16 protein-coding genes are annotated in these 21,199 nt (G+C 66.3%); 6 read left to right on the top strand and 10 right to left on the bottom strand.

Annotated features, from left to right (window positions below):
* Positions 1 to 314 precede the first annotated feature (314 nt).
* From mfd to ToN1_RS22230, 6 genes are read right to left on the bottom strand one after another with little or no spacing between them, the layout of a single operon-like run.
* On the bottom strand, positions 315 to 3,773 hold the full coding sequence (gene mfd, locus ToN1_RS22205) for a transcription-repair coupling factor (RefSeq protein WP_169204998.1): 3,459 nt from the start codon (positions 3,771 to 3,773) through the stop codon (positions 315 to 317).
* Between the two features lie 58 nt (positions 3,774 to 3,831).
* On the bottom strand, positions 3,832 to 4,569 hold the full coding sequence (locus ToN1_RS22210; protein WP_244860858.1) for a dienelactone hydrolase family protein: 738 nt from the start codon (positions 4,567 to 4,569) through the stop codon (positions 3,832 to 3,834).
* 17 nt (positions 4,570 to 4,586) lie between these two features.
* Positions 4,587 to 5,678: an AmmeMemoRadiSam system radical SAM enzyme gene (gene amrS / locus ToN1_RS22215; RefSeq protein ID WP_169204999.1), complete on the bottom strand. Its 1,092-nt coding sequence runs from the start codon at positions 5,676 to 5,678 to the stop codon at positions 4,587 to 4,589.
* A 1-nt stretch (position 5,679) separates the two neighbouring features.
* Entirely contained in the window at positions 5,680 to 6,237 is a 558-nt protein-coding gene (amrA, locus tag ToN1_RS22220) for an AmmeMemoRadiSam system protein A (RefSeq protein ID WP_169205000.1), read from the bottom strand.
* Positions 6,215 to 7,042: an AmmeMemoRadiSam system protein B gene (amrB, locus tag ToN1_RS22225; RefSeq protein WP_169205001.1), complete on the bottom strand. Its 828-nt coding sequence runs from the start codon at positions 7,040 to 7,042 to the stop codon at positions 6,215 to 6,217. The genes amrA and amrB overlap by 23 nt, the downstream gene beginning before the upstream one ends.
* A 59-nt stretch (positions 7,043 to 7,101) precedes the next feature.
* Positions 7,102 to 8,373, bottom strand: coding sequence for an MgtC/SapB family protein (locus ToN1_RS22230; RefSeq protein ID WP_169205002.1), 1,272 nt, complete (start codon positions 8,371 to 8,373; stop codon positions 7,102 to 7,104).
* A 148-nt stretch (positions 8,374 to 8,521) separates the two neighbouring features.
* On the opposite strand from ToN1_RS22230, the gene ispD reads away from it, so the two are divergent.
* From ispD to ToN1_RS22250, 4 genes are all read left to right on the top strand, one after another.
* Positions 8,522 to 9,226 (top strand): 2-C-methyl-D-erythritol 4-phosphate cytidylyltransferase, encoded by a 705-nt coding sequence (gene ispD / locus ToN1_RS22235; protein WP_210147907.1) that lies wholly within the window; start codon positions 8,522 to 8,524, stop codon positions 9,224 to 9,226.
* Position 9,227: 1 nt separating this feature from the next.
* Positions 9,228 to 9,725 (top strand): 2-C-methyl-D-erythritol 2,4-cyclodiphosphate synthase, encoded by a 498-nt coding sequence (ispF, locus tag ToN1_RS22240; RefSeq protein WP_169205003.1) that lies wholly within the window; start codon positions 9,228 to 9,230, stop codon positions 9,723 to 9,725.
* 61 nt (positions 9,726 to 9,786) lie between these two features.
* On the top strand, positions 9,787 to 10,326 hold the full coding sequence (thpR, locus tag ToN1_RS22245; RefSeq protein ID WP_244861086.1) for an RNA 2',3'-cyclic phosphodiesterase: 540 nt from the start codon (positions 9,787 to 9,789) through the stop codon (positions 10,324 to 10,326).
* Positions 10,327 to 10,438: 112 nt separating this feature from the next.
* A complete protein-coding gene (locus tag ToN1_RS22250; protein WP_169205005.1) occupies positions 10,439 to 10,924 on the top strand; it encodes an aminoacyl-tRNA deacylase in 486 nt (161 codons plus the stop codon).
* A gap of 124 nt (positions 10,925 to 11,048) precedes the next feature.
* Here the strand turns inward: ToN1_RS22250 and ToN1_RS22255 are convergent, their stop codons facing one another.
* The 3 genes from ToN1_RS22255 to ToN1_RS22265 form a co-directional block, all read right to left on the bottom strand.
* Positions 11,049 to 11,489: a host attachment protein gene (locus ToN1_RS22255; RefSeq protein ID WP_169205094.1), complete on the bottom strand. Its 441-nt coding sequence runs from the start codon at positions 11,487 to 11,489 to the stop codon at positions 11,049 to 11,051.
* Between the two features lie 216 nt (positions 11,490 to 11,705).
* Positions 11,706 to 12,521 (bottom strand): M90 family metallopeptidase, encoded by an 816-nt coding sequence (locus ToN1_RS22260; protein WP_169205006.1) that lies wholly within the window; start codon positions 12,519 to 12,521, stop codon positions 11,706 to 11,708.
* A gap of 4 nt (positions 12,522 to 12,525) precedes the next feature.
* Positions 12,526 to 13,419: a DMT family transporter gene (locus tag ToN1_RS22265; protein WP_169205007.1), complete on the bottom strand. Its 894-nt coding sequence runs from the start codon at positions 13,417 to 13,419 to the stop codon at positions 12,526 to 12,528.
* 131 nt (positions 13,420 to 13,550) lie between these two features.
* Here ToN1_RS22265 and ToN1_RS22270 point away from each other — a divergent pair, with 131 nt between their 5' ends.
* Together ToN1_RS22270 and ToN1_RS22275 are read left to right on the top strand one after the other, a co-directional pair.
* Positions 13,551 to 15,755, top strand: coding sequence for a RelA/SpoT family protein (locus ToN1_RS22270; RefSeq protein WP_169205008.1), 2,205 nt, complete (start codon positions 13,551 to 13,553; stop codon positions 15,753 to 15,755).
* Positions 15,756 to 15,815: 60 nt separating this feature from the next.
* Positions 15,816 to 18,998: an EAL domain-containing protein gene (locus ToN1_RS22275; RefSeq protein WP_169205009.1), complete on the top strand. Its 3,183-nt coding sequence runs from the start codon at positions 15,816 to 15,818 to the stop codon at positions 18,996 to 18,998.
* 33 nt (positions 18,999 to 19,031) lie between these two features.
* Here the strand turns inward: ToN1_RS22275 and ppk1 are convergent, their stop codons facing one another.
* A complete protein-coding gene (gene ppk1 / locus ToN1_RS22280) occupies positions 19,032 to 21,113 on the bottom strand; it encodes a polyphosphate kinase 1 (RefSeq protein ID WP_169205010.1) in 2,082 nt (693 codons plus the stop codon).
* Positions 21,114 to 21,199: the final 86 nt, after the last annotated feature.

A 21,199-nucleotide genomic window follows, 5' to 3' on the forward strand; every position in this document is an offset into this window, starting at 1 on the left:
GTCTCCTCCGTTTGTCGATTGCGGGCGCCCGGTGACCGGGTCTGTCGGCGGCGGAGGGAGGCAGCGATTGCGCTTTCCCTCCGACTGCATCGGCGCGCCCGAAGGGCCCGACGTGCACGAACCGATAGTAACATTAGAATAGTCTAATGTTTTAATCGGTGATGTGGGTTACAAAGCGAAGAGGGGGCAGGCGACGATGCGGCTTTCGGCTCGGCCTTGAGCGCGGCGGGCGTGTGTCAGCGTCGAAATCGCGGTTCCCCGCCCGGGGCTGTGCGGCCGCGCGAGTGCAAGGCCGGGGCGCGATACCGTGCGGATCAGGCCCTCACGGCGTCCAGCAGCTCCCGGACGCCCTGCACGCGCTGCTTGAGGTTCGGCAGGCTCGCCTTGCGGATCAGGCGGTCGGGGCCGGACATCTTCGTGCTGCGATCCTTCTGGATCAGCATGATGACCTTGACCGGGTCGATCGGCGGGTTGGGGCCGAACTGCACGCTGATCTGCGCGTCGCTGGCGTCGAGCTTCGCGACACCGAAAGGCTTCACCAGCAGGCGCAGTCGGTGCGATTCGATCAGGGCCTGCGTCTGTGGCGGGAGCTCGCCAAAGCGGTCGATCAGCTCTTCCTGCAGGCTGCGCAGTTCGTCTTCCGCTTCGCAGTTCGCGAGTCGCTTGTAGAGCGTCAGGCGCTCCTGCACGTCGGGGCAGTAGTCATTGGGCAGCAGCGCGGGCGTGTGGAGGTTGATCTCGGAGACGACTTCCAATGGCTGGCTGAGGTCCGGTTCCTTGCCGGCCTGCAGGTCGCGCACGGCACGCTTGAGCATCTCGGTGTACAGGCTGAAACCCACCTGCTGGATCTCGCCGGACTGGTTTTCACCTAGCACCTCGCCCGCGCCGCGGATCTCCAGATCGTGCATTGCGAGGTAGAAACCGGAACCCAGCTCCTCCATCATCGTGATCGCCTCGAGGCGCTTCTGCGCCTGCGTTGTCGGCTTCGCATGTGCGTCGGTCAACAGGTACGCGTAGGCCTGGTGGTGGCTGCGCCCGACGCGGCCACGCAGCTGGTGCAGCTGCGCGAGGCCGAAGCGGTCGGCGCGGTTGATGATGATGGTGTTGGCGGTCGGGATGTTGATGCCGGTTTCGATGATGGTCGTGCAAAGCAGCAGGTTGGCGCGCTGCGAGGTGAAGTCGCGCATCACACGCTCGAGCTCGCGCTCGGGTAGCTGGCCATGGCCGACGACGATGCGCGCTTCGGGCAAGAGCTCCGCCAGGTCGTTGCGCACGTTCTCGATGGTCTCGACCTCGTTGTGCAGGAAGTACACCTGTCCGCCACGCTTGAACTCGCGCAGCACCGCCTCGCGGACGATGCCCTTGCTCCAGCGCTGCACGAAGGTCTTGATCGCGAGCCGCTTCTGCGGCGCGGTCGCGATAACCGAGAACTCGCGCAGCCCTTCGAGCGCGAGGCCCAGCGTGCGCGGGATCGGCGTCGCGGTGAGCGTCAGGATGTCGATCTCGCTCCGGAGTGCCTTCAGCGCCTCCTTCTGGCGCACGCCGAAGCGGTGCTCCTCGTCGATGATGACGAGGCCCAGGCGCTTGAACTGCACGTCCTTCTGCAGCAGGCGATGGGTGCCGATGATGATGTCCACCTTGCCTTCGCCGAGCTGCTTGAGGGCTTCGGTCTGTTCCTTGGCGCTCTTGAAGCGCGACAGCTCGGCGATGCGGATGGGGAAATCGGCGAAGCGATCGGAGAAGGTCTGGTAGTGCTGCTCGGCCAGCAGCGTGGTCGGCGTCAGCACGACGACCTGCTTGCCGTCGGCCACGGCGATGAAGGCCGCGCGCAGGGCGACTTCGGTCTTGCCGAAGCCGACGTCGCCGCACACGAGGCGGTCCATCGGGCGGCCGGACTTCATGTCGGCGATGACGGCGTCGATCGCGCCCTGTTGGTCGGGCGTGGTCTCGAAGCCGAAGCCTTCGGCGAATGCGTCGAGGTCGTGCTGCTTGAAGTCGAAGCGATGGCCGGCGCGGGCCGCGCGTTGTGCGTACAGGGCCAGCAACTCGGCCGCGGTGTCGCGCACCTGCATGGCGGCCTTGCGCTTGGCCTTGTCCCACTGGCCGGAGCCGAGGCGGTGCAGTTCGACCGCCTCCGGGTCGGCGCCGGCGTAGCGCGAGATCACGTGCAGCTGCGCGACCGGCACATAGAGCTTGTCGCCGTTGGCGTACTCCAGGTCGAGGAATTCGGTCTGCCCCTCGCCGAGGTCCATGTGGATCAGGCCGAGGTAGCGGCCGATGCCGTGCGATTCATGCACGACGGGGTCGCCCGGTCTGAGCTCGGAGAGGTCGCGCAGCCAGCCCTCCATCGTCGCGGCCTTGCGCGCGTCGCGGCGGGCGCGCGTGCGTGTGGTCGCGGCGTACAGCTCGGATTCGGTGACGATCGCGATCTTCGCGTCGGGCAGCAGGAAGCCGGTCGCGAGCGGGCCGACTCCCAGCGCGAGCGACTCGGCCGACGCGAGAAAGCCCGCGAAGTCCGCGCTTGCGGCAGGCTTCAGGCCGTACTCGGCGAAGAACTCCGAGATCGTCTCGCGCCGGCCCGGCGCGTCGGCCAGCACCAGCACCCGACCGCCGCTCCCGGCCCAGTCGCCTTCGAGGAAAGCCTTGAGGCGGTGCAGCGGATCGGTCGCCTTGCGCTCCACGGACAAGTCGGGAAGCGCCGCCGCCGCGGCGGCTTCGGCGCCGGCATCGGGCGCGGCGATTTGGACGCGCGGGCGATCCTTGAGCGCGGCGTAGAAGGATTCCTGCCCGAGGAACAGCGCTTCGGGCGGCAGCACCGGGCGAGTGCGGTCGCCCTTGAGGAAGTCGTAGCGCGAGCGCGTGTCGCGCCAGAACTCGTCGATCGCGGTGGGAACGTCGCGGTGCAGGACCACCGCGGCATCGGCCGGCAGGTAGTCGAACAGCGTCGCCGTGTCGTCGAAGAACAGCGGCAGGAAGTACTCGATGCCCGCCGGCGCGATGCCGTTCGACACGTCCTTGTACAGCGACACGCGCGAAGGGTCGCCCTCGAAGGTCTCGCGGAAGCGGCTGCGGAAGTGCGTGCGTCCCTTCTCGTCCATCGGGAATTCGCGTGCGGGCAGCATGCGGATCTCGGGCACCGGGTAGACGGTGCGCTGAGTGTCCGGATCGAAGGTCTTGATGCTCTCGACCTCGTCGTCGAAGAGGTCGATGCGGAAGGGCAGGGCCGCGCCCATCGGGTAGAGGTCGACGAGCCCGCCGCGCACGGAGAACTCACCGGGGCTGACGACCTGCGTGACGTGGGTGTAGCCGGCGACCGCCATCTGGTTGCGCAGTTGGTCGACGTCGAGCTTCGCACCCTGCTTCAGGAAGAAGGTGTAGGCCGCGAGGAAGGCAGGCGGCGCCATGCGGTACAGCGCCGTGGAGGCGGGCACGAGGACGATGTCGGCCTCGCCGCGGCTCACCGCGTAGAGGGTCGACAGCCGCTCGGAGATCAGGTCCTGGTGCGGCGAGAAGCTCTCGTACGGGAGGGTTTCCCAGTCGGGCAAGAGGTGGGTGCGCAGGCCCGGCGCGATCCAGGCGATCTCGTCCTGCAGCCGCTGGGCGTCGAGCGGGTTGGCCGTGACCAGCAGCAGGCAGCGCCCGCGGGAGGCGAGCTGCGCGATGGCGACCGCATCGGCGGAGCCGGCGAGTGCTGGGAGGTCAAGGCGTGCGCCAGGTTTCGGAAAGGCGAATGAGGCGAGCTGCGGAATCAGGGCGTCGAGCGGTCGGGACATCGGGCTGTTGCGGCCGGGCCGCAGACGGACGTATGGGAAGGGGGAAACGAGGGGCGAATTATAGGGGATGCGACGACGCGGATTGGTCTGCCGTTCCGCACGATGCCGTTCCAGCGGCGGTGCCGTCGTGAATGCGTTGCTCGACCGGGCCGGGCGCGGGTAGTTTCTCCCGCAGCCAGTCGGCCGCGAGTTCGCCGAAGCGTTCGATGGCTTCCGGTTCGCGGAATCCGTCCGACACCCCCGCGATCACGTGCCAGTCGTGCGCGCAGCGCAGGTGTTCGACGGCCTGACGGATCATGTCGGCCTGCGGGTCGTCGCTGCCCACCACCATGCGCAGCGGCACGGTGAGTGTGTTGAGCGGCGTCAGGCCGGCGAGATCGGGCCGCCCGGCGCGGCACACGATCGCCGCGAGTCGGTCGGCAGCCTTCCATCCAGCACGAATCGCTGCCCCGCTTGCGGTGTCCGAGGCGACCAGTCCCACCCCCAGTCCGGCGAGCGGCGGCTGATGGTCGATCCATTCGAGCACGGCCACCACCCGGTTCGCCATCTGCGGCACGTTGAAGCGGGCGTCCGGGTCGCGCGTTTCCTCGTAGGCGGTGAGCAGGTTGATGAGCAGGGTCGCAAAACCGGCTCGCTGCAGCTCGCGCGCCACGCGCAGGTCGCGCGACTGCGCGAACGGGCTGCCGGCCGGTCGCAGCACGACCGCGAGGCCGGCCACGTCGGGCGCATGGACCAGTTCGCCGCTGAGCCAGATGTGCTCGAAGGGGATGCTGATGTCAGTGGTTCGCAGTTTCACGGTCGGGCGAGTCCGGATCAGGTTCTGGCGGGGGTGGCGGGCTGGCGATGGATGGCGACCGGAATGCGGCGCGAACCGAAGGGCGTTGAATAGTGACCGAAGCGGCCCGCGAGTGCCGTGCCGCACTTGCGGCAGGCGCCCTTGTCGTCGAGGGCGTAATCGAGGATCTCGTACCAGTCGCGCTCGATGACCGCCGCGCCGCAGTGCGTGCAGTGCGTGACGCCGCCTTCGCGGTCATGCACGTTGCCGGTGTAGACGTGCTTCAGCCCCTCCGCGAGCGCGATGCGGCGGGCGCGTGTCAGCGTCGCAGGCGGGGTGGGCGGAATGTCGGTGAGCTTGTAGTCGGGATGGAAGGCGGAAAAATGCAGCGGTACTTCACTGCCCAGCTCCTTCGCGACCCACTGCGACAGCGCGCGAATCTCGTCTTCCGAGTCGTTGAGCCCCGGAATCAGCAGCGTCGTGATCTCCACCCAGACATCGCTGTCGTGCACCAGCCACTTGAGCGTGTCGAGCACCGGCTGCAGATGTGCGCCGCACTCCTTGACGTAGAAATCGTCCGTGAAGGCCTTGAGGTCGACGTTGGCGGCGTCCATGTGGGCGTAGAAATCGGGCCGCGCGAGTTCGGTGATGTAGCCTGCGGTGACGGCGACGGTCTTTAGCCCGAGTTCGTGGCACGCCTTGGCGGTGTCGATCGCGTATTCGGCAAAGATCACCGGGTCGTTGTAGGTGAAGGCAACGCTGGCGCAGCCCCAGTCAGCGGCCGTGCGGGCAATTTCCTCGGGCGAGGCCGCGTCCATCAACTGGTCCATATCGCGCGACTTGGAGATGTCCCAGTTCTGGCAGAACTTGCACGCGAGGTTGCAGCCGGCCGTCCCGAACGAGAAGACGCTCGTGCCGGGGTAGAAGTGGTTGAGCGGTTTCTTCTCGATTGGATCGATGCAGAAGCCGGAACTCCTGCCGTAGGTCGTGAGGACGATCGCGTCGCCCTCGCGCATGCGGACGAAGCAGGCGCCGCGCTGGTCGGCATGCAGCCGGCAGTAACGCGGACACAGGTCGCACTGGATGCGGCCGTCGTCAAGCAGATGCCAGTAGCGTCCAGGGTAGTTCATCTCACCGCTCCTTCCACTTGCGCACCGTGTAGGTCGCCGCCATCAGGTTCGGCGCGGGGCGATCCGGTGCAAGGCCGGCCTTCTGCTTGAGTGCCGCGAGGAACATCTGTGGTTCCGGGAGCTGCTCCCATACCTGCGGCAGGAAGGTCGCGCTGCGACAGCCGGAAAACAGCAAAACCCCATCGACGCCGGGACGCAGCTTGCCCATCAGGTCGCTCTCGTCGGCGAACTCGACGAACTCGGGCGACGACAGGAGCGAAACCTCGATGTCGACCTTGTCGAGCTCGTCGCGCGACATCGGCGGGAATCGCGGATCCCGCGTCGCGGCGCCTACCGCATTGATTACGACATCTTCGCCCAGCGATCGTTGCGCGCGCACGCTGCCGATGCAGCCGCGCAAATCGCCTCCGCGCTTGATCGTCACGAAGGTTGCCCCTCTTTCCCCCAGCCGCGGGTCGCCGTTGGGGGGGCACCTTTCGGCACCAAGTTCGTGCGCGATCGCGTGACGCGCACGCGCGAGCAGGATCTGGCCGAGTTCAGTGTCGGGCGGAAGCGGCATGGCTGGATGATTCGCAAAAGGCGATGCTGGTGTAACCGACCACGCGCGATCGATCACCCGCCGTGTCGCCGGAGTTGCGCAGGTCGAGGAGGTGCGGTTCCACACCGTGACGAGCCGCGACACGCAGCAGGCCGTTGATCGGTGTCGCGCCGCACGCCTGTTCGTGGTCGAGGCCCGTGCGCAGCTTGAGGATCTGGTCGACCGAACTGCGATCGGTGCAGCAGGCTTGCGCATAGGGCTGATAGTGCGACAGGTCCGAGCTGATGACGATCAGCGTTTCCGGCCCGCCCCACAGCGCGTCAAGGATCTCCGCCACCTGTTCGCCGCTGGCGCCGCCCACCAGCAGGGGAACGATCTCGAAGGCGTCGAGGATGGTTTGCAGGAAGGGGAGCTGGACTTCCAGACAGTGCTCCAGCGCATGCGGGCGGTCGTCGACGACGACATCGGCGCGCTGCTGCAGGGCGAGCCAGTCGGTGCGGCTGACCGGCACCGAGCCGAGCGGCGTGGAAAACACCTGCGCGGCCGGCAGTGCGAAGGATGCGACCGGCACGCGGTGGGCCGGCCCCAGCATCACCACGCGACGCACCACGTCGCGCAGTCCCGCCGCCACCGAGTAGGCGCTGGCTGCAACGGGACCGGAATAGACGTATCCGGCATGGGGCACGATGAGTGCCTTCGGTGTGGACACCGCTTCCAGCGGGACGGCGGTGGATAGCATTTCGCCGATCTGGGCCTGCAGCACGTGTGGATCGTCGGGATAGAAGTAACCGGCGACCGCAGCGGGGCGAATGGAGGCAGTGGCCATGTAATTCCTTTCGGGTAAGGTGGCAGGACCGGACTCGTGGTTCAGCGTTTGCTGATAAATTATAGGCTGCCCGGAAACATTGCGAGCCAGGCGATTCCGCCGCCCAGGCCGGCCGCGACCGCGCCCATGCCGCCGAGAATCTTCATCCCCAGCGGCCGCCCGCCCACCACGACGGCAATGCCGGTCTTGAACACGAGGTTGGCGATCATCGCCAGGCCGATGGCGATCACCGTGACGTCGAGCGCAAGTTTGCCGAGGTTGAAGAGGCGCATGCTCGATAGCGCGATGGCATCCAAGTCGGTGAGACCCGACACCAGCGCGAGGGCGTACATCCCCTGCTTGCCCGTGATCTCCGAGAGCCAGGCGGAGATGAACAGGACGACGGCGTACACCGCGCCGAAGCCGAGCGCGGCGCGCAGTTCGGTCGGGTTGCGCGTCTCCGGCATGAAGGCCTGGCCGCTCGTCTGTTCGCGCCAATACCAGAACAGGCTGAGTGCGCCGAGGAGCAGGGCAGGGGTGATCGCCAGCGCCAGCGACTTCATCACACCCGGAGCCACCACCGCGGCGATCATCACGACGCGGGCCATCATCACCAGATTCGCGAGCACGATGACGAGCGCCGCCATCGGTGCGGAGGGCGGGGTTTCACGCGCATTGCGCGCATAGATCAGCGTCGTGGCGGTGCTCGATGCGAGACCGCCGGCGATGCCGACGAAGGCCGCGCCGTAGCGCGCACCCACCAGGCGCAGCGTCGCGTAGCCGGCGAGGCTCAGGCCCGAGATCAGCACCACCATCCACCACACCTGGCGGGGGTTCACGGCGTTGTACGGGTCGAAAGTCTCGTCCGGGAGGAAGGGTAGGATGACCAGCGACAGGACGGCGAACTGGAAGATCGAGATCCATTCCTTTGCCTCGAGCCGCGTCGCCACGCCTCGCAGTTCGGTCTTGAAGTAAAGCAGGATGGTCGTCGCCACCGACAGGATCACCGCCACCATCGCATGCCCGAGCCAGACGGCGACACCCAGGCAGTAGCACACCAGCAGCGCGGCCACTGAGGTCGTTCCCGGATCGACCGGGTCGGGGTGGCGTAGGTAGGCGGCGATGATCATCGCGCCGATGATCGCCATGCCGACGACGACCGGCGCGATGGAGGCGAGGTGGTCGCCGAGCATGCCGGCCAGCGCGCCCAGCAGTCCGACGAGACCGAAGGTGCGTACGCCGGCCCGCGCAGATGCGACGCGTTCGCGTTCGAAGCCGATCAGCAGACCGATGCCGATCGCGATCAGAAAGGCCTCGATCTGCGCGAGATCGACCGGTTTGGCAAAAGGCACCTGGGCTCTCCTTTCGCACATTCCGTGCGGGTTCAGGGGGCGGCCGCGTCTTTCGTTACATATTGCCACTGTATTCCAATCGCAGCCGGCACGCACGCGGCGGGCGGAGTTTCGCCGGGTGCGGCGCGGCGCGGTTAGAATCCGCGCCATGCAGAAATTTCATCCACGCCATTTCGCGATCGTCCCGGCTGCCGGCAGCGGCAGCCGCATGGGCGCATCGCAGCCAAAGCAGTACCTCGAGCTGCTCGGCAAGCCGCTTATTCGCCATTCGCTCGAAGTGCTGTGCGCGACGCCTCAGATCGACAAGGTCTTCGTCGTGCTGTCGGTGGGCGACGCGGAATGGAAGCGCCACGACTGGTCCGACCTCGACCCAAAGCTGGTGCCGTTGTTCTGCGGCGGCGCCACGCGCGCAGACAGCGTCCTCGGCGGTTTGCGCGCAATCGTGCGCGAGGCGGAGCAGTCGGACTGGGTGCTCGTGCACGATGCCGCGCGCCCCTGTCTCGCCCGCTGGCACATCGAAAAGCTCATCCGCGAACTGGCGCACGACGAGGTCGGCGGCATCCTTGCGGTTCCCGTCGCCGACACGCTAAAACGTGCGGATGCCCACCGCCACGTACTCGAGACCGTGCCGCGCGACAGCCTGTGGCAGGCCCAGACTCCACAGATGTTCCGCTACGTGATGCTGCGACGGGCGTTGGAGGCCGCGAGCAACGTCACCGACGAGGCGAGCGCGATCGAGGCCGCTGGCCTGCGCCCGCGGCTGATCGAGGGCGACGCCACCAATCTCAAGGTCACCTATCCGCTCGACCTGCACCTGGCCGAGTGGATCCTCACGAACAGGGATTCACGCTGACATGAAAGTACCTTTCCGCATCGGCCAGGGCTTCGACGTGCATGCCCTGGTGCCGGGACGCCCGCTCATCGTGGGCGGCGTCACGATTCCCTACGAGCGCGGATTGCTTGGCCATTCCGACGCCGACGTGCTGCTGCATGCGCTGACCGATGCGTTGCTCGGTGCGGCCGGCCTGGGCGACATCGGGCGCCTGTTCCCCGATACCGACCCGCAGCACGCCGGCGCGGATAGCCGCGTGCTGCTGCGCGAGGCTTTTGCCGTCGTGCGCAAGGCCGGTTACGCGGTCGTCAACGTCGATGCCACGGTGATCTGCCGCGCGCCGCGGATCCTGCCCCATGCCCCGGCGATGGTCGCGAACATTGCCGCTGATCTGGGAATCGAGGATGCAGCGGTGAACATCAAGGGCAAGACCACCGAGAAGCTCGGCTTTACCGGACGCGGCGAGGGCATCGCCGCCCAGGTCGTGGCGCTGCTCGTGCGGGATGACGCGGCCGGCTGAGCCCGCATCCGGCGCGCCGCAACGCGCACGGGTGTTTTTCGCCCTCTGGCCCGCCGCGGTGATGTCACGCCGGCTGCACAGGGAGGGCGAGCGTGCGCACGCAACTTCCGGCGGCCGGCGCATGCGCCGCGACACCCTGCACCTGACGCTCGCCTTCATCGGCGACATTGCGCGCGAGCGCCTCGACGCGTTGCGCGCGGCGGCCGACAAGGTCGTGTTCGCGCCATTCACGCTCCGGCTCGATCGCATCGTCGGTTGGCGCCACAATCACATCGTGTGGGCAGGAGCGACCGAGGTGCCTGCGGAGCTGGAATCGCTGGTAAGCCAGCTCAACGCGGCGCTCGCCGCGGGTGGTTTTCCGGTCGAACGGCGCAAGTTCGCCGCGCACGTCACGCTGCTGCGCAACGCACGCGGTGAGTTTCCTGCGGACGAACTCGATCCTCCGATCGACTGGCCGGTGCGCGAATTCGTGCTGGTCGAGTCAGATCTGCGCGTCGAGGGGGCGCAATACACCGTTGTCGCAAGCTGGCCCGGCGTGGGCGGAATGCGGGACCGAGCCCGAGGCGAGGAGGGGCCGGCAGGCTCGTCGCCGGCAGCCTAGAATATATCGTCGGCGAATGCGCAAGGGGCGCCGCAGGGAGGGTTTCGTATCCCCACATTGCCAAGGGCGACGCACAAGAATTGCCCGCACCTGATGACCAGGAGAGACTGCCATGGCAATCCCGTCGAAAGTCCACGAGTTCATGATGGAGCACGGTCTGCGCTACGACGTGCTGAACCATCCCCATTCACACAGCAGCATGGATACCGCGCATCAGGCGCGCATTCCCGCGAACAGTCTCGCGAAATCCGTCGTCCTCGAAGACGACCACGGCTACCTGATGGCCGTGCTGCCCTCGACCGAGCACGTGCAGCTCGGCATCCTGAGCCGGGCGATGCATCGCGAATTGCGGCTGGCGAGCGAATCGGAGCTCGCGTCGCTGTTCGAGGACTGCGAAGCTGGCGCGGTGCCGCCCTTGGGTTCCGTCTACGGCATGCGCATGATCGTTGATGAAAGCATCGCCGATCAGGAGGAGATCTACTTCGAGGCCGGCGACCACGAGAAAATCATCCAGATGAGCCGCAGCGACTTCATGACCATGATGGAAATGGAGAATGCCGAGCGCATGCATTTCAGCGGGCGCCAGTGGCGGCATTGAGATGAACGCGCGCGAACCGAGCAGGTGAAAAAAAGCGGGGCGCCAAGCGCCCCGCTGCTCTTCGGGACCGCTCTTCACGGTCCCATCGTCTCCTGAAGAGAGACGGTCGAAGAATCGGCTGGAATCAGACGAACAGGCAGGACGCGAGGCGTTCGCGCAGCACCGGTTCGGGTTCCTTGGTGTAGTCCTTTTCGAAGCGATCCGTGATCAGTTGTGCGGTCGGGCTGTCGAGCACCGAATTGAGCATTCCCATGAATGCCGGCGGTGCGAAGACGATGGCTCGGCCGAATGCGTTCGTGGCTCGTCCCTTGTATAGCTCCTGTGCAATCTCCTGCGCAAAGACCTTGGCCTCGTGGACCTTCGGCGCGGTCTGCGCCTGCTTCGAACCCGATGCGTTGCCTGCTGAGGGCGATGCCCCCGCGCGATCGGTAACGAGTTCGGAATTCTTCTGTCGACTTTCGGGGTGGATCAGCTCCTTAACCAGCGTCAGGCCCTTGTTGGGACCAAGGTTCGCGTACAGTTTGGCCAGGCTGGCATTGGCAACCAGAATCCAGGTAATCGCCATGAATCGTCCTCCGGGATTTGAGTCGAGTCGAACGGACAGCACGCTGCGGCTGCAGATGCAGCGATTCCAGCTTAGACCGGCTGTCACGGGATCGCAATCGAATTTCGTCTGTGAAGTTTGCGGCGATTGGCGAAACGCTTGCAGTACGCGGATGCAAAGGAGTTTCAGCACATCTGACATACGCCGGAAAACCGGAATGGAATATCCGGTCTTCCCTCATGGCGATTCGACGCCCGCGTCCTGCGGCGGTTCGCCATACACGCGCCGCTCGCCGGCCGCGGGGTCCGCGCCGTAGAACTGCCGCAACTGCTGGTAGATTGCCGGGAAGTCCTCCTGCAACAGGCATGGGGCCTCGAAGAAGGCTTCCGACGCCACCGCGAAGAACTCGCCCGGACTCTCGGAGCCGTAGGGGTCGAGCGCGGTCTCCTCATGCGCGTCGACCTGCCGGCAAAAATGTTCGTAGCCCGCCGAGAACGCCTCCGCCCAAGCCTTGCGCGACATCCCCGCGGGCAGCAGGGGCAGGCCGTCGACCTCGCCGTTCTCCATGTCCAGCTTGTGGGCGAACTCGTGGATCACCACGTTCACGCGTTCCGGCACTTCGGCCTCGTCGTGCCATGACACCACCACCGGCCCGCCTTCCCAGGCTTCGCCCAGCACCTCGTCGTCGTATTCATGCACGACGCCGGTCTCGTCCATGATCTTGCGCGGGATGACGAAATCCCCGGGGTAGATGATCACGCCGACCCAGCCACGGTAGGGGCGCAGCCCGATGCGCAGCACCGGCAGGCAGGCCTGCAGGGCGATCGTGACGATGACCTCGTCGGTCAGCGCGAAGCCGTGGGCGCCGTAGAACTGCTTCTCGGCGATGAAGGCGCGCGCCAGCTCGCGCAGCCGCGGGCGGTGTTCCGCCTCGAGGTAATCGAGGAAGGGCAGGCGCGCCTCGGCGCGCGCCCACATCTCGTCGGAAACCGCCACCGCATCCAGGCGGCGCGCCCTGCGCCAGCGGCGGAACCGCTCCAGGATGCCGATCATCGCCTCAGCGTCCCGGGCCGCGGGTGGCGAGCAGGATGCCGGAAAACACCAGGGCGATCCCCGCGAAGTGGTACCACAGCGGCCGCTCGCCGAGAAAGACCGCTGCCAGCAGGGTGGTGAACACCGGCATCAGATGGATGAACTGCGCGCCGCGGTTCGGGCCGACGGCCGCCACGGCGGCGTTGTAGAACACATAGCCGAGGAAGCCCGGGAAGATGCCCGTGTAGAGGATGCCGGCAATCGACGCGGTGCTGACAGCGATCGTCTTTCCCGAGGCGATTTCCCACAGAAAGGCGGGGATCAGCGGCAGGAGGCCGACCAGTGTGAAGGCGGCGAGCAGCAGCATCGGATCCACTCCCGCGGGGCGTCGCTGCAGCCCGACGGTGTAGATGCCCCAGGTCAGGACCGCGAGCAGCATCCACAGATCGCCGAGGTTGAGGCTCAGCCCGAGCAGGATTTCGATGCTGCCGCGGCTCACGATCGTCATGACGCCCGCAAACGACAGCACGATCGCCAGCACGTCCAGCCGGCCGAGGCGCTTGCCGAGGAGCAGGAAGGCCAGCACGATCGTCGCGATGGGCGTGAAGGAGTTGAGCAGCGTCGCGTTCGTTGCGGTCGTGTACTGGAGCGCGATGTAGGCGAAGGTGTTGTAGCCGCCGACGCCGACGAGGCCCAGGAACACGACCGTCGGCCAGCGCGCCCGCAGCTGCGGCCACTGGCTGCGCAGATGCGGCAGTGCGAAAGGGAGCATCAGGGCGAGCGCGATTGTCCAGCGCCAGAAGGCCAGCGCCAGCGGCGGGACCGCGCCGTGCAGGCCGCGGCCGACGATCATGTTGCCGGACCAGAACAGTACGGTTAGGGTGAGCAGGAGGTAGGGGTTGGCGAAGGCTTTTTTCATTATGCGTGCGCGCCCGGGGCGAGTGGAGGCTCGGCCGTGGGGTGCATCCGTCGGGCCGCAGATGATCTCACAACACGCGGGTGTGGCGTGCTCCGCGCCGTGTTGGGGGCACCGTATGGGATAATCCGTCCATGGTTTCCGTCACGCATGCAATCTCCCAGTCCGAGTCCGCAGCCCCCATCGACCTGCTCGCCGAAGGGCTGAGCACGGAGGAGCGCGCGGCCATTGTCGACGCCGTTGCCCTGGCCGAGGGCGTCTATGAAGGACATTTCCTCGGTACCGGCGAATCCGTCTGGACCCACGCGATCGGCATGGCCCTGATCGTGGCCTCGCTGCGTCTCGACGTGGAGACGCGGGTCGCCGCGATACTGTTCGCCGTCGGGGACTACATCGAGGACGCCACCGACAGGATCGCGGAAAAGTTCGGCGAGCCCGCCGCCCTCCTTGTCGATGGACTGCGTCGCCTGAACGGCCTGCGCCTGCTCACGCGCATGACCGCCACGGCGACCGCTCCGGAGATCCGGGCCCAGACCGAAGTCCTGCGCAAGATGCTGCTCGCGATGGTCGAGGACATCCGCGTTGTGCTGCTGCGGCTCGCGTCGCGTACGCAGACGCTGCGCTATTTCACCGAGCACAAGGTCGACGTCCGGGCGGACGTCGCGCGCGAAAGCCTCGACATCTACGCGCCGTTGGCGAACCGCCTCGGCGTGTGGCAGCTCAAGTGGGAGCTCGAGGACCTTTCCTTCCGCTTCCTCGAGCCGGAAACCTACAAGCGCATCGCCAAGATGCTCGACGAGCGCCGGGTCGAGCGCGAGGAGTTCATCCAGTCGTCGATCGAGCGCCTGCAGAAGGAGATCGCAGCGGTGGGCATCAAGGCCGAGGTCTATGGCCGGCCCAAGCACATCTACAGCATCTACAACAAGATGCGTGCCAAGCGGCTCGACTTCTCGCAGGTGTACGACATTCGCGCGCTGCGTGTGCTGGTCGACAGCGTGCGCGACTGCTATACCGTGCTCGGCATCGTGAACCAGCTGTGGCAGCCCATCGGCCAGGAGTTCGACGACTACATCACGAACCCCAAGGGCAACAACTACCAGTCCCTGCACACCGCGGTCCTGGCAGGCGACGGGCGGGCGCTCGAAGTGCAGATCCGCACTTACGAGATGCATCGCCACGCCGAGCTCGGCGTCGCCGCGCACTGGCGCTACAAGGAAGGCAGCAAGAATCACGGCAGCGATTACGACGAGAAGATCGCGCTGCTGCGCAGCCTGCTGTCGTGGCGCGATGAGGTTACCGACTCGGCCGACTGGGTGGAGAAGTTCAAGCGTGCCTCGCTCGACGATGCGATCTACGTGCTCACACCGCAGGGCAAGGTCGTGGACTTGCCGCGCGGCGCCACGCCGATCGACTTCGCCTACCGCCTGCACACCGACCTCGGCCACCGCTGCCGCGGCGCCAAGGTGGATGGCCACCTCGTCACGCTCAACACGCAGCTCGAGAACGGTCAGACCGTCGAGATCACCGCCGCCAAGGAAGGCGGCCCCTCGCGCGACTGGTTGAACCCGACGCAGCATTACGTCGCCACCAGCCGCGCGCGCAACAAGATCCGCCAGTTCTTCAGCCAGCAGGAAGAGGAAGAACTGCTCGCGCGCGGGCGCAGCTTCGTCGCGCGCGAACTGCAGCGCGAGCGTCAGTCGCGTGCCAACATCGACGAGCTTGCGGGCAGGCTGGGGTTCAAGAACGCGGAGTCCATGTATCTGGCCGCGGGGCGCGGGGAAGTGGGCGCGCGCTCGGTGCAGATGGCGCTACGCGAGGGCGAGGCGCCCGAAGCACCGACGCCGGAACCCGAGATCGTCATCGGCCGGCGCCACACCGACGAGTCCAACGACAAGGTGCTGGTCGTCGGCGTGGGCAAGCTCATGACCTCGCTCGGCCGCTGCTGCAAGCCCGCGCCGCCGGATGCCATCGAAGGATTCGTCACGCGCGGCCGTGGTGTTTCCATCCACCGCATCGATTGTCCCGATTTCCTGCGCCTGATGCGCGATCATCCGGAGCGTGTCATCAAGGCGGACTGGGGCGAACAGGCCTTCAACAGCCGCGAATCGGTGTTCCCGGTCGATGTGGTCGTACAGGCAGCAGACCGGCAGGGCCTGCTCCGGGATATCTCCGAGGTCTTGTCGCGCGAGAAGCTCAATGTCATTGCGGTGAATACGATCACGAAGAAGGGGACGGCGTTCATGCGCTTCACCATGGAGGTCCATAGCGTCGCGCAGGTGCAGCGCGCGATGGCGCTCATCCGCGAAGTGCGCGACGTGATCGACGTACAGCGCAAGTGATGCGCGGTTCCGCGGAAGGTGCAGGGAGCGTGGTGTGGTCCTGATGCAGAGCGCCTGATCATGAACTCAGTGGACTGGTGCCGCCCGGACAGGCTGCATGCGAGCGTGGCGAAGTTGCTCGCCCGGTTCTTGCTCTTCCTTGCGGCCGCGTTCACCGTGCTCCACCCGGGCCTCCCGCGCGCGCAGAAGGCGCCTGCGGGAGGCTCTGCGGACGATGCCGTGGAGTTCGCGGTCCTGTCCTTCAGCCCGCTGCAGGAAACCCATGCGCGCTGGCAACCGCTCGTCGATTACCTGAATGGCACCGTCCAGGGTGCGCGCTTCGTTCTGCGCGTGCATCACCTCGACGAACTTGTCGCGACGCTGGCGGAGGGGCGGATTGACTTCGTCCTCGTCAATCCGGCGCTCTACGTGCAACTCACGTACGAGCACCACCTGTCCTCGCCGCTCGTCACGTTGGTGAACAAGGAGGACGGCGTGCCTGTCAGCGCCTTCGGCGGTGTCATCTTCACCCGTGCCGACCGCTCCGATATCGACTCCTTCGATGATGTCGGCCGCGCGCGCGTCGCGACGGCGGGGCGCGCCGCCTTCGGCGCCTACCAGATGCAGGTGGCGGAGTTGCTGCGCGCGGGCGTGCGGCCGCCGCAGGAGCAGCTCCTCGTCGAGACGGGACAACCGCAGAATAGGGCCATCGATGCAGTGCTGGACGGGAGCGCCGATGTCGGCTTCGTCCGCTCCGGTCTCATCGAATCGCTCGCCCTCCAGGGACGGCTCGACCCGGCGCGGCTCAAACTCATCGGCACGCGTCACTATCCCGGGTACCCGTTTCCGGTGAGCACGCGCCTGTATCCGGAATGGCCCGTCGTCGCAATGCCACAGGTGCCCCATGATCTCGCGCGGCGCGTCACCGCCGCGCTGCTGTCCATGCCCCACGACCGCGAAGTCGCGGACGCGCTGCGGATTTCCGGTTTCACGATCCCGGGCGATTACCGGCCCGTAGACGATCTGCTGCGCGAATTGCGCCTGCCGCCCTTCGACCGGGCGCCCGAATTCACCCTCGTCGACGTCTGGCGGCGGTGGAAGCCGTATGCCGTAGCAGCGCTGTTGGCGGGCTTCGCGCTCGCCGCGTTCGCGACCTTCCGCCTTGTCCGGACAAACCGCCACCTTGCCCGTGCCCAGCAGGAGAGCCAGCGCCTCGCAGCAAATCTCTCGCAGGCGCAGTCGGTTGCACGGATAGGCAGCTGGAATTTCGACGTGCGGAGCGATTCGCTTCTGTGGTCGGACGAGACCTACCGGCTCTTCGGCGTCCGCCCCGGGACGCCCGTCCGATACGAGGATTTCCTGCAGTGCATACATCCCGACGACCGGGATGCGATCGACCGGGCCTGGCAGGCCGCGCTGAAGGGGGCCCCCTACGACGTGGAACACCGCATCTTGCGCAACGGCGGAATCGTGTGGCTGCAGGAGCGCGCAGATCTGCGCCTCGACGCGGACGGCAAGCTTCTGGGCGCCATCGGCACGGTCCAGGACGTCACTGCGCGCAAGCTCGCCGACGAAGAACTGCGCAAGTTGTCCCTCGCCGTCGAGCAGAGCCCGGAATGCATCTTCATCACCGACCCGGCCGGAACCATCAAGTACGTTAACGACGCACTGGTCCGCATCACGGGTTTTTCCCGTGAGGAGGTGTTGGGACGCAATCCGCGCATCTTCAAGTCGGGCAAGACCTCGAACGCGACTTTCCGCGAGATGTGGCAGACGCTTCAGCGCGGCGAAATCTGGCAGGGCGAGATCGTGAACCTGCGCCGCGACGGCAGCGAGATCATCGAGTACTCGATCATCGCGCCTGTGCGCGAGACCGGCGGCATGGTCAACCATTACCTCGCAATCCAGCAAGACATTACCGAGCGCAAGCAGGCGGCCGAGCGCATCCATCATCTCGCCTTCTACGACGAGCTGACCGGCCTGCCCAACCGCAGCCTGCTGATCGACCGCCTCACGCAGGTTCTCGCTTCGCGTCAGCACCAAGGTTATCGGGAGGCCCTGCTGCTGTTCAACATCGACCGCTTCCAGGTCGTCAATGACGCACGTGGCAGCGTACTCGGCGATGCGCTGCTGAAGGCCGTTGCCGCGAGGCTGCGCGAGGTCGTGCGCGAAGGCGACACCGTGGCGCGCATGGCCGGCGACGAGTTTGCCCTGATGCTGCCCGTGGTCGACCGCACGGCCGAGGCCGCGAGCCGGCATGCGCTGCAGGTCGCCCGCAAGATCCAGTCGGCGCTCGAGACCCCGTTCGAGCTTGGCGGCGAGACCGTGCGCATCACCGGCAGCATAGGCATCACGCTGTTCCCCGAGGAGGATAGCGACACGGCGAGCGAAATCCTCCGTCGCGCCACGACGGCCCTGCATCGCGCCAAGCAGGGCGGCGGCGGTCACCCCGCCTTCTTCGAGGCCAGCATGGGAAAGTCCGCCGCCGAGAGCTTCCGCATAGAGCGCGAGTTGCGTGCCGGCATTCCGCGCGGCGAGCTTCGACTATTCCTCCAGCCGCAGTTCAGTGCGGCGGGCGACGTGGTGGGGGCGGAGGCGCTGGTGCGCTGGCAGCATCCGGAACGCGGTCTGGTTCCGCCGGGTGCCTTCGTGCCGGTCGCCGAGGAGTCCGATCTCATCGTCGAACTGGGTGTCTGGGTAATGAACGAGGCCTGCCGGCTGGTGGCGGTCGCGGAAGCGGCCGGTCAGCCCCTCGCGCTATCCGTGAATATCAGTCCGCGGCATTTCCGCAAACCCGAGTTCAGCTCCTGGGTGCGAAGCGTGCTCGACCGTACCGGTGCGCCTCCCGCGCGGCTCACGCTCGAGATTACCGAGGGTTTGATCATCGACAACGTAAGCGACGTGGTCGCGAAGATGCACGAATTGTCCGCCCTGGGTATCCGCTTCTCAATTGACGATTTCGGCACCGGCTACTCCTCGCTCGCCTACCTGAAGCGCTTGCCCATCGACGAACTCAAGATCGACAAGACCTTCGTGCAGGATGCGCCGCACGACCCCAGCGATGCCGCGTTGGTGGAAACCATCCTCGCGGTTGCATGCCAGCTGCAGCTGAAAGTGGTCGCGGAAGGGGTGGAAACGGCCGAGCAGGCCGAGTTCCTCAACAGCCGCGGCCAGGTCGTTCATCAGGGTTATCTTTTCGGCCGCCCGGCGCCCGCCGACGAGTGGCTCGCGCGCTGGGGCGCGGCAGCGGGCGCAGACGCCTGAAGCAGGCATGTCGGCCGGCGGGGGTGCCGGCCTTCAGTCGCCCTTTGCGAGCTCCGCCAGCAGAATGATCTGTGCCGCGCGATGCACGCCGCGTGGCGTCTTGTGCCGGTAGCGGCCATCTTCCAGCATTTCCCACGCCTGGCAGTTGTCGCCGAGGTAGGCGCGCAGGCCCTCCTTGATCACGCGCCGCTTGAGGCGTGGGTCGAGCACCGGGAAGGCGATCTCGATGCGGCCGAAGAAGTTGCGGTCCATCCAGTCCGCGCTGGATAGATAGACTTTATCCTCGCCACCCGAGCGGAAATAGAAAATGCGGTGGTGTTCGAGGAAGCGACCGACAATGGAGCGCACGCGGATGTTGTCCGAAAGGCCCGCAACACCTGGTCGTAGCGCGCACGGACCGCGCACGATGAGATCGATCTCGACGCCGGCCTGCGACGCCGCGTAGAGCGCCTCGATCGTTTCCGGTTCGAGCAGCGCGTTCATCTTCGCCATGATCTGTGCGCGTCCGCCCTGGCGCGCGATCTCAGCTTCGGCCTTGATCGCCTCGACCACGTTGCGTTGCAGGGAGAAAGGCGCCTGCCAGAGATGCTTCAGGGTGGATGCCTGCCCCAGGCCGGTCAGTTGCTTGAAGACCTCGGCGACGTCCTGGCCGATCTCCTCGTTGCAGGTGAGGAGCCCGAAATCGGTGTAGAAGCGCGTCGTGCGCGGGTGGTAGTTACCGGTGCCCAGGTGCACGTAGCGGCGCAGCGCACCTTCCTCGCGCCGCACCAGCATCAGCAGCTTCGCATGGGTCTTGTAGCCGAACACGCCGTACACGACGTGAGCACCCACCTCCTCGAGCTTGTTCGCCCAGGAGATGTTGGCCTCCTCGTCGAAGCGGGCACGCAGTTCCAGCACGACGGTCACTTCCTTGCCTTTCTGTGCCGCGCGGACGAGATGGTCCATCAGCACCGAGTCGGTGCCCGTGCGGTACACCGTCATCTTGATCGCGAGCACCTGCGGATCGTCCGCCGCCGCCCGCAGCAGCTCGATCACGGGGCTGAAACTCTGGAACGGATGGTGCAGCAGGATGTCCTGGCGCCGGATCGCGTCGAAGATCTCGACGCGCTGTTCCAGCGCCTTGGGCAGGCGCGGCTGGAAGGGCGGGTAGTTCAGGTCCGGACGGTTCACCCAGTCCGGCACCTGCATCAGGCGCACCAGGTTCACGATCCCCGGCGTGCGATACAGCTCCTTCGGCGTGAGGCGGAAATGCTGCAGCAGGAAGGCGGCCATCTCCTCCGAGCAGTTGTCCGCCACTTCCAGGCGCACCGCATCGCCGAAATGGCGCTGCTGCAGTTCGCCCTTCAGCGAGGCGCGCAGATCCTTCACCTCTTCCTCGTCGACGAAGAGGTCCGAGTTGCGCGTCACTCGGAACTGGTAGCAGCCGTTGACGTGCATGCCCGAGAAAAGCTCGCCGACGTGGCGGTGCAGAACGGAGGACAGGAACACGAAGCTGTACTCGTGCTCGCAGATCTCCGAGGGCAGGCGGATCACGCGCGGCAGCGCACGCGGCGCCTGTACGATCGCCGCGCCCGAGTCGCGGCCGAAGGCGTCCAGGCCTTCCAGCTCGACGGCGAAATTCAGGCTCTTGTTCAATACGCGCGGGAACGGATGCGCCTGGTCCAGCCCGATGGGGGTGAGCACGGGCATCACTTCGCGCATGAAGTAGTCGCGCACCCATGCCCCCTGCGCGTCGCTCCACAGGCTGCGGCGCAGGAACACGATGCCCTGCGCTTCCAGCGCCGGCAGGATGTCGTCGTTCAGCAGGGAATATTGCTCGGCGATCAGCGCGTGGACTTCCTGGCTCACGCGGTCGAGCAACTCGTTTGGCAGCAGGCCGTCGGTGCCAGGGGCACGGCTGCCTAGCCGGATTTGCTCCTTGATTCCCGACACGCGAATCTCGAAGAACTCGTCGAGGTTGCTCGACACGATGCACAGGAAGCGCAGCCGCTCGAGCAGCGGCACCGTCTTGTCAGCCGCCTGCGCCAGCACCCTGCGCTGGAATTGAAGGAGCGACAATTCGCGGTTGATGAAGTGGTCGGTGGGGAATTGTTGCTGACGGGCTGGCCTGTGCATTGCCGTGGATTTTTCGCGCGAAATTGGTCCGACAATTATGTGACATTTGTGTTGCGGAATCATGACGCAGTGCAATCGGCATGAAC

Origin of the sequence: Aromatoleum petrolei, from assembly GCF_017894385.1 — a bacterium.
Classification (GTDB): domain Bacteria; phylum Pseudomonadota; class Gammaproteobacteria; order Burkholderiales; family Rhodocyclaceae; genus Aromatoleum; species Aromatoleum petrolei.

Coding starts and splice junctions, on each gene's coding strand:
- mfd (WP_169204998.1), bottom strand. CDS start 3,773: ATGTCCCGACCGCTCGACGCCCTGATTCCGCAGCTCGCCTCATTCGCC.
- amrS (WP_169204999.1), bottom strand. CDS start 5,678: ATGAACTACCCTGGACGCTACTGGCATCTGCTTGACGACGGCCGCATC.
- amrA (WP_169205000.1), bottom strand. CDS start 6,237: ATGCCGCTTCCGCCCGACACTGAACTCGGCCAGATCCTGCTCGCGCGT.
- amrB (WP_169205001.1), bottom strand. CDS start 7,042: ATGGCCACTGCCTCCATTCGCCCCGCTGCGGTCGCCGGTTACTTCTAT.
- ispD (WP_210147907.1), top strand. CDS start 8,522: ATGCAGAAATTTCATCCACGCCATTTCGCGATCGTCCCGGCTGCCGGC.
- ispF (WP_169205003.1), top strand. CDS start 9,228: ATGAAAGTACCTTTCCGCATCGGCCAGGGCTTCGACGTGCATGCCCTG.
- thpR (WP_244861086.1), top strand. CDS start 9,787: ATGTCACGCCGGCTGCACAGGGAGGGCGAGCGTGCGCACGCAACTTCC.
- ToN1_RS22250 (WP_169205005.1), top strand. CDS start 10,439: ATGGCAATCCCGTCGAAAGTCCACGAGTTCATGATGGAGCACGGTCTG.
- ToN1_RS22255 (WP_169205094.1), bottom strand. CDS start 11,489: ATGGCGATTACCTGGATTCTGGTTGCCAATGCCAGCCTGGCCAAACTG.
- ToN1_RS22260 (WP_169205006.1), bottom strand. CDS start 12,521: ATGATCGGCATCCTGGAGCGGTTCCGCCGCTGGCGCAGGGCGCGCCGC.
- ToN1_RS22265 (WP_169205007.1), bottom strand. CDS start 13,419: ATGAAAAAAGCCTTCGCCAACCCCTACCTCCTGCTCACCCTAACCGTA.
- ToN1_RS22270 (WP_169205008.1), top strand. CDS start 13,551: ATGGTTTCCGTCACGCATGCAATCTCCCAGTCCGAGTCCGCAGCCCCC.
- ToN1_RS22275 (WP_169205009.1), top strand. CDS start 15,816: ATGAACTCAGTGGACTGGTGCCGCCCGGACAGGCTGCATGCGAGCGTG.
- ppk1 (WP_169205010.1), bottom strand. CDS start 21,113: ATGCACAGGCCAGCCCGTCAGCAACAATTCCCCACCGACCACTTCATC.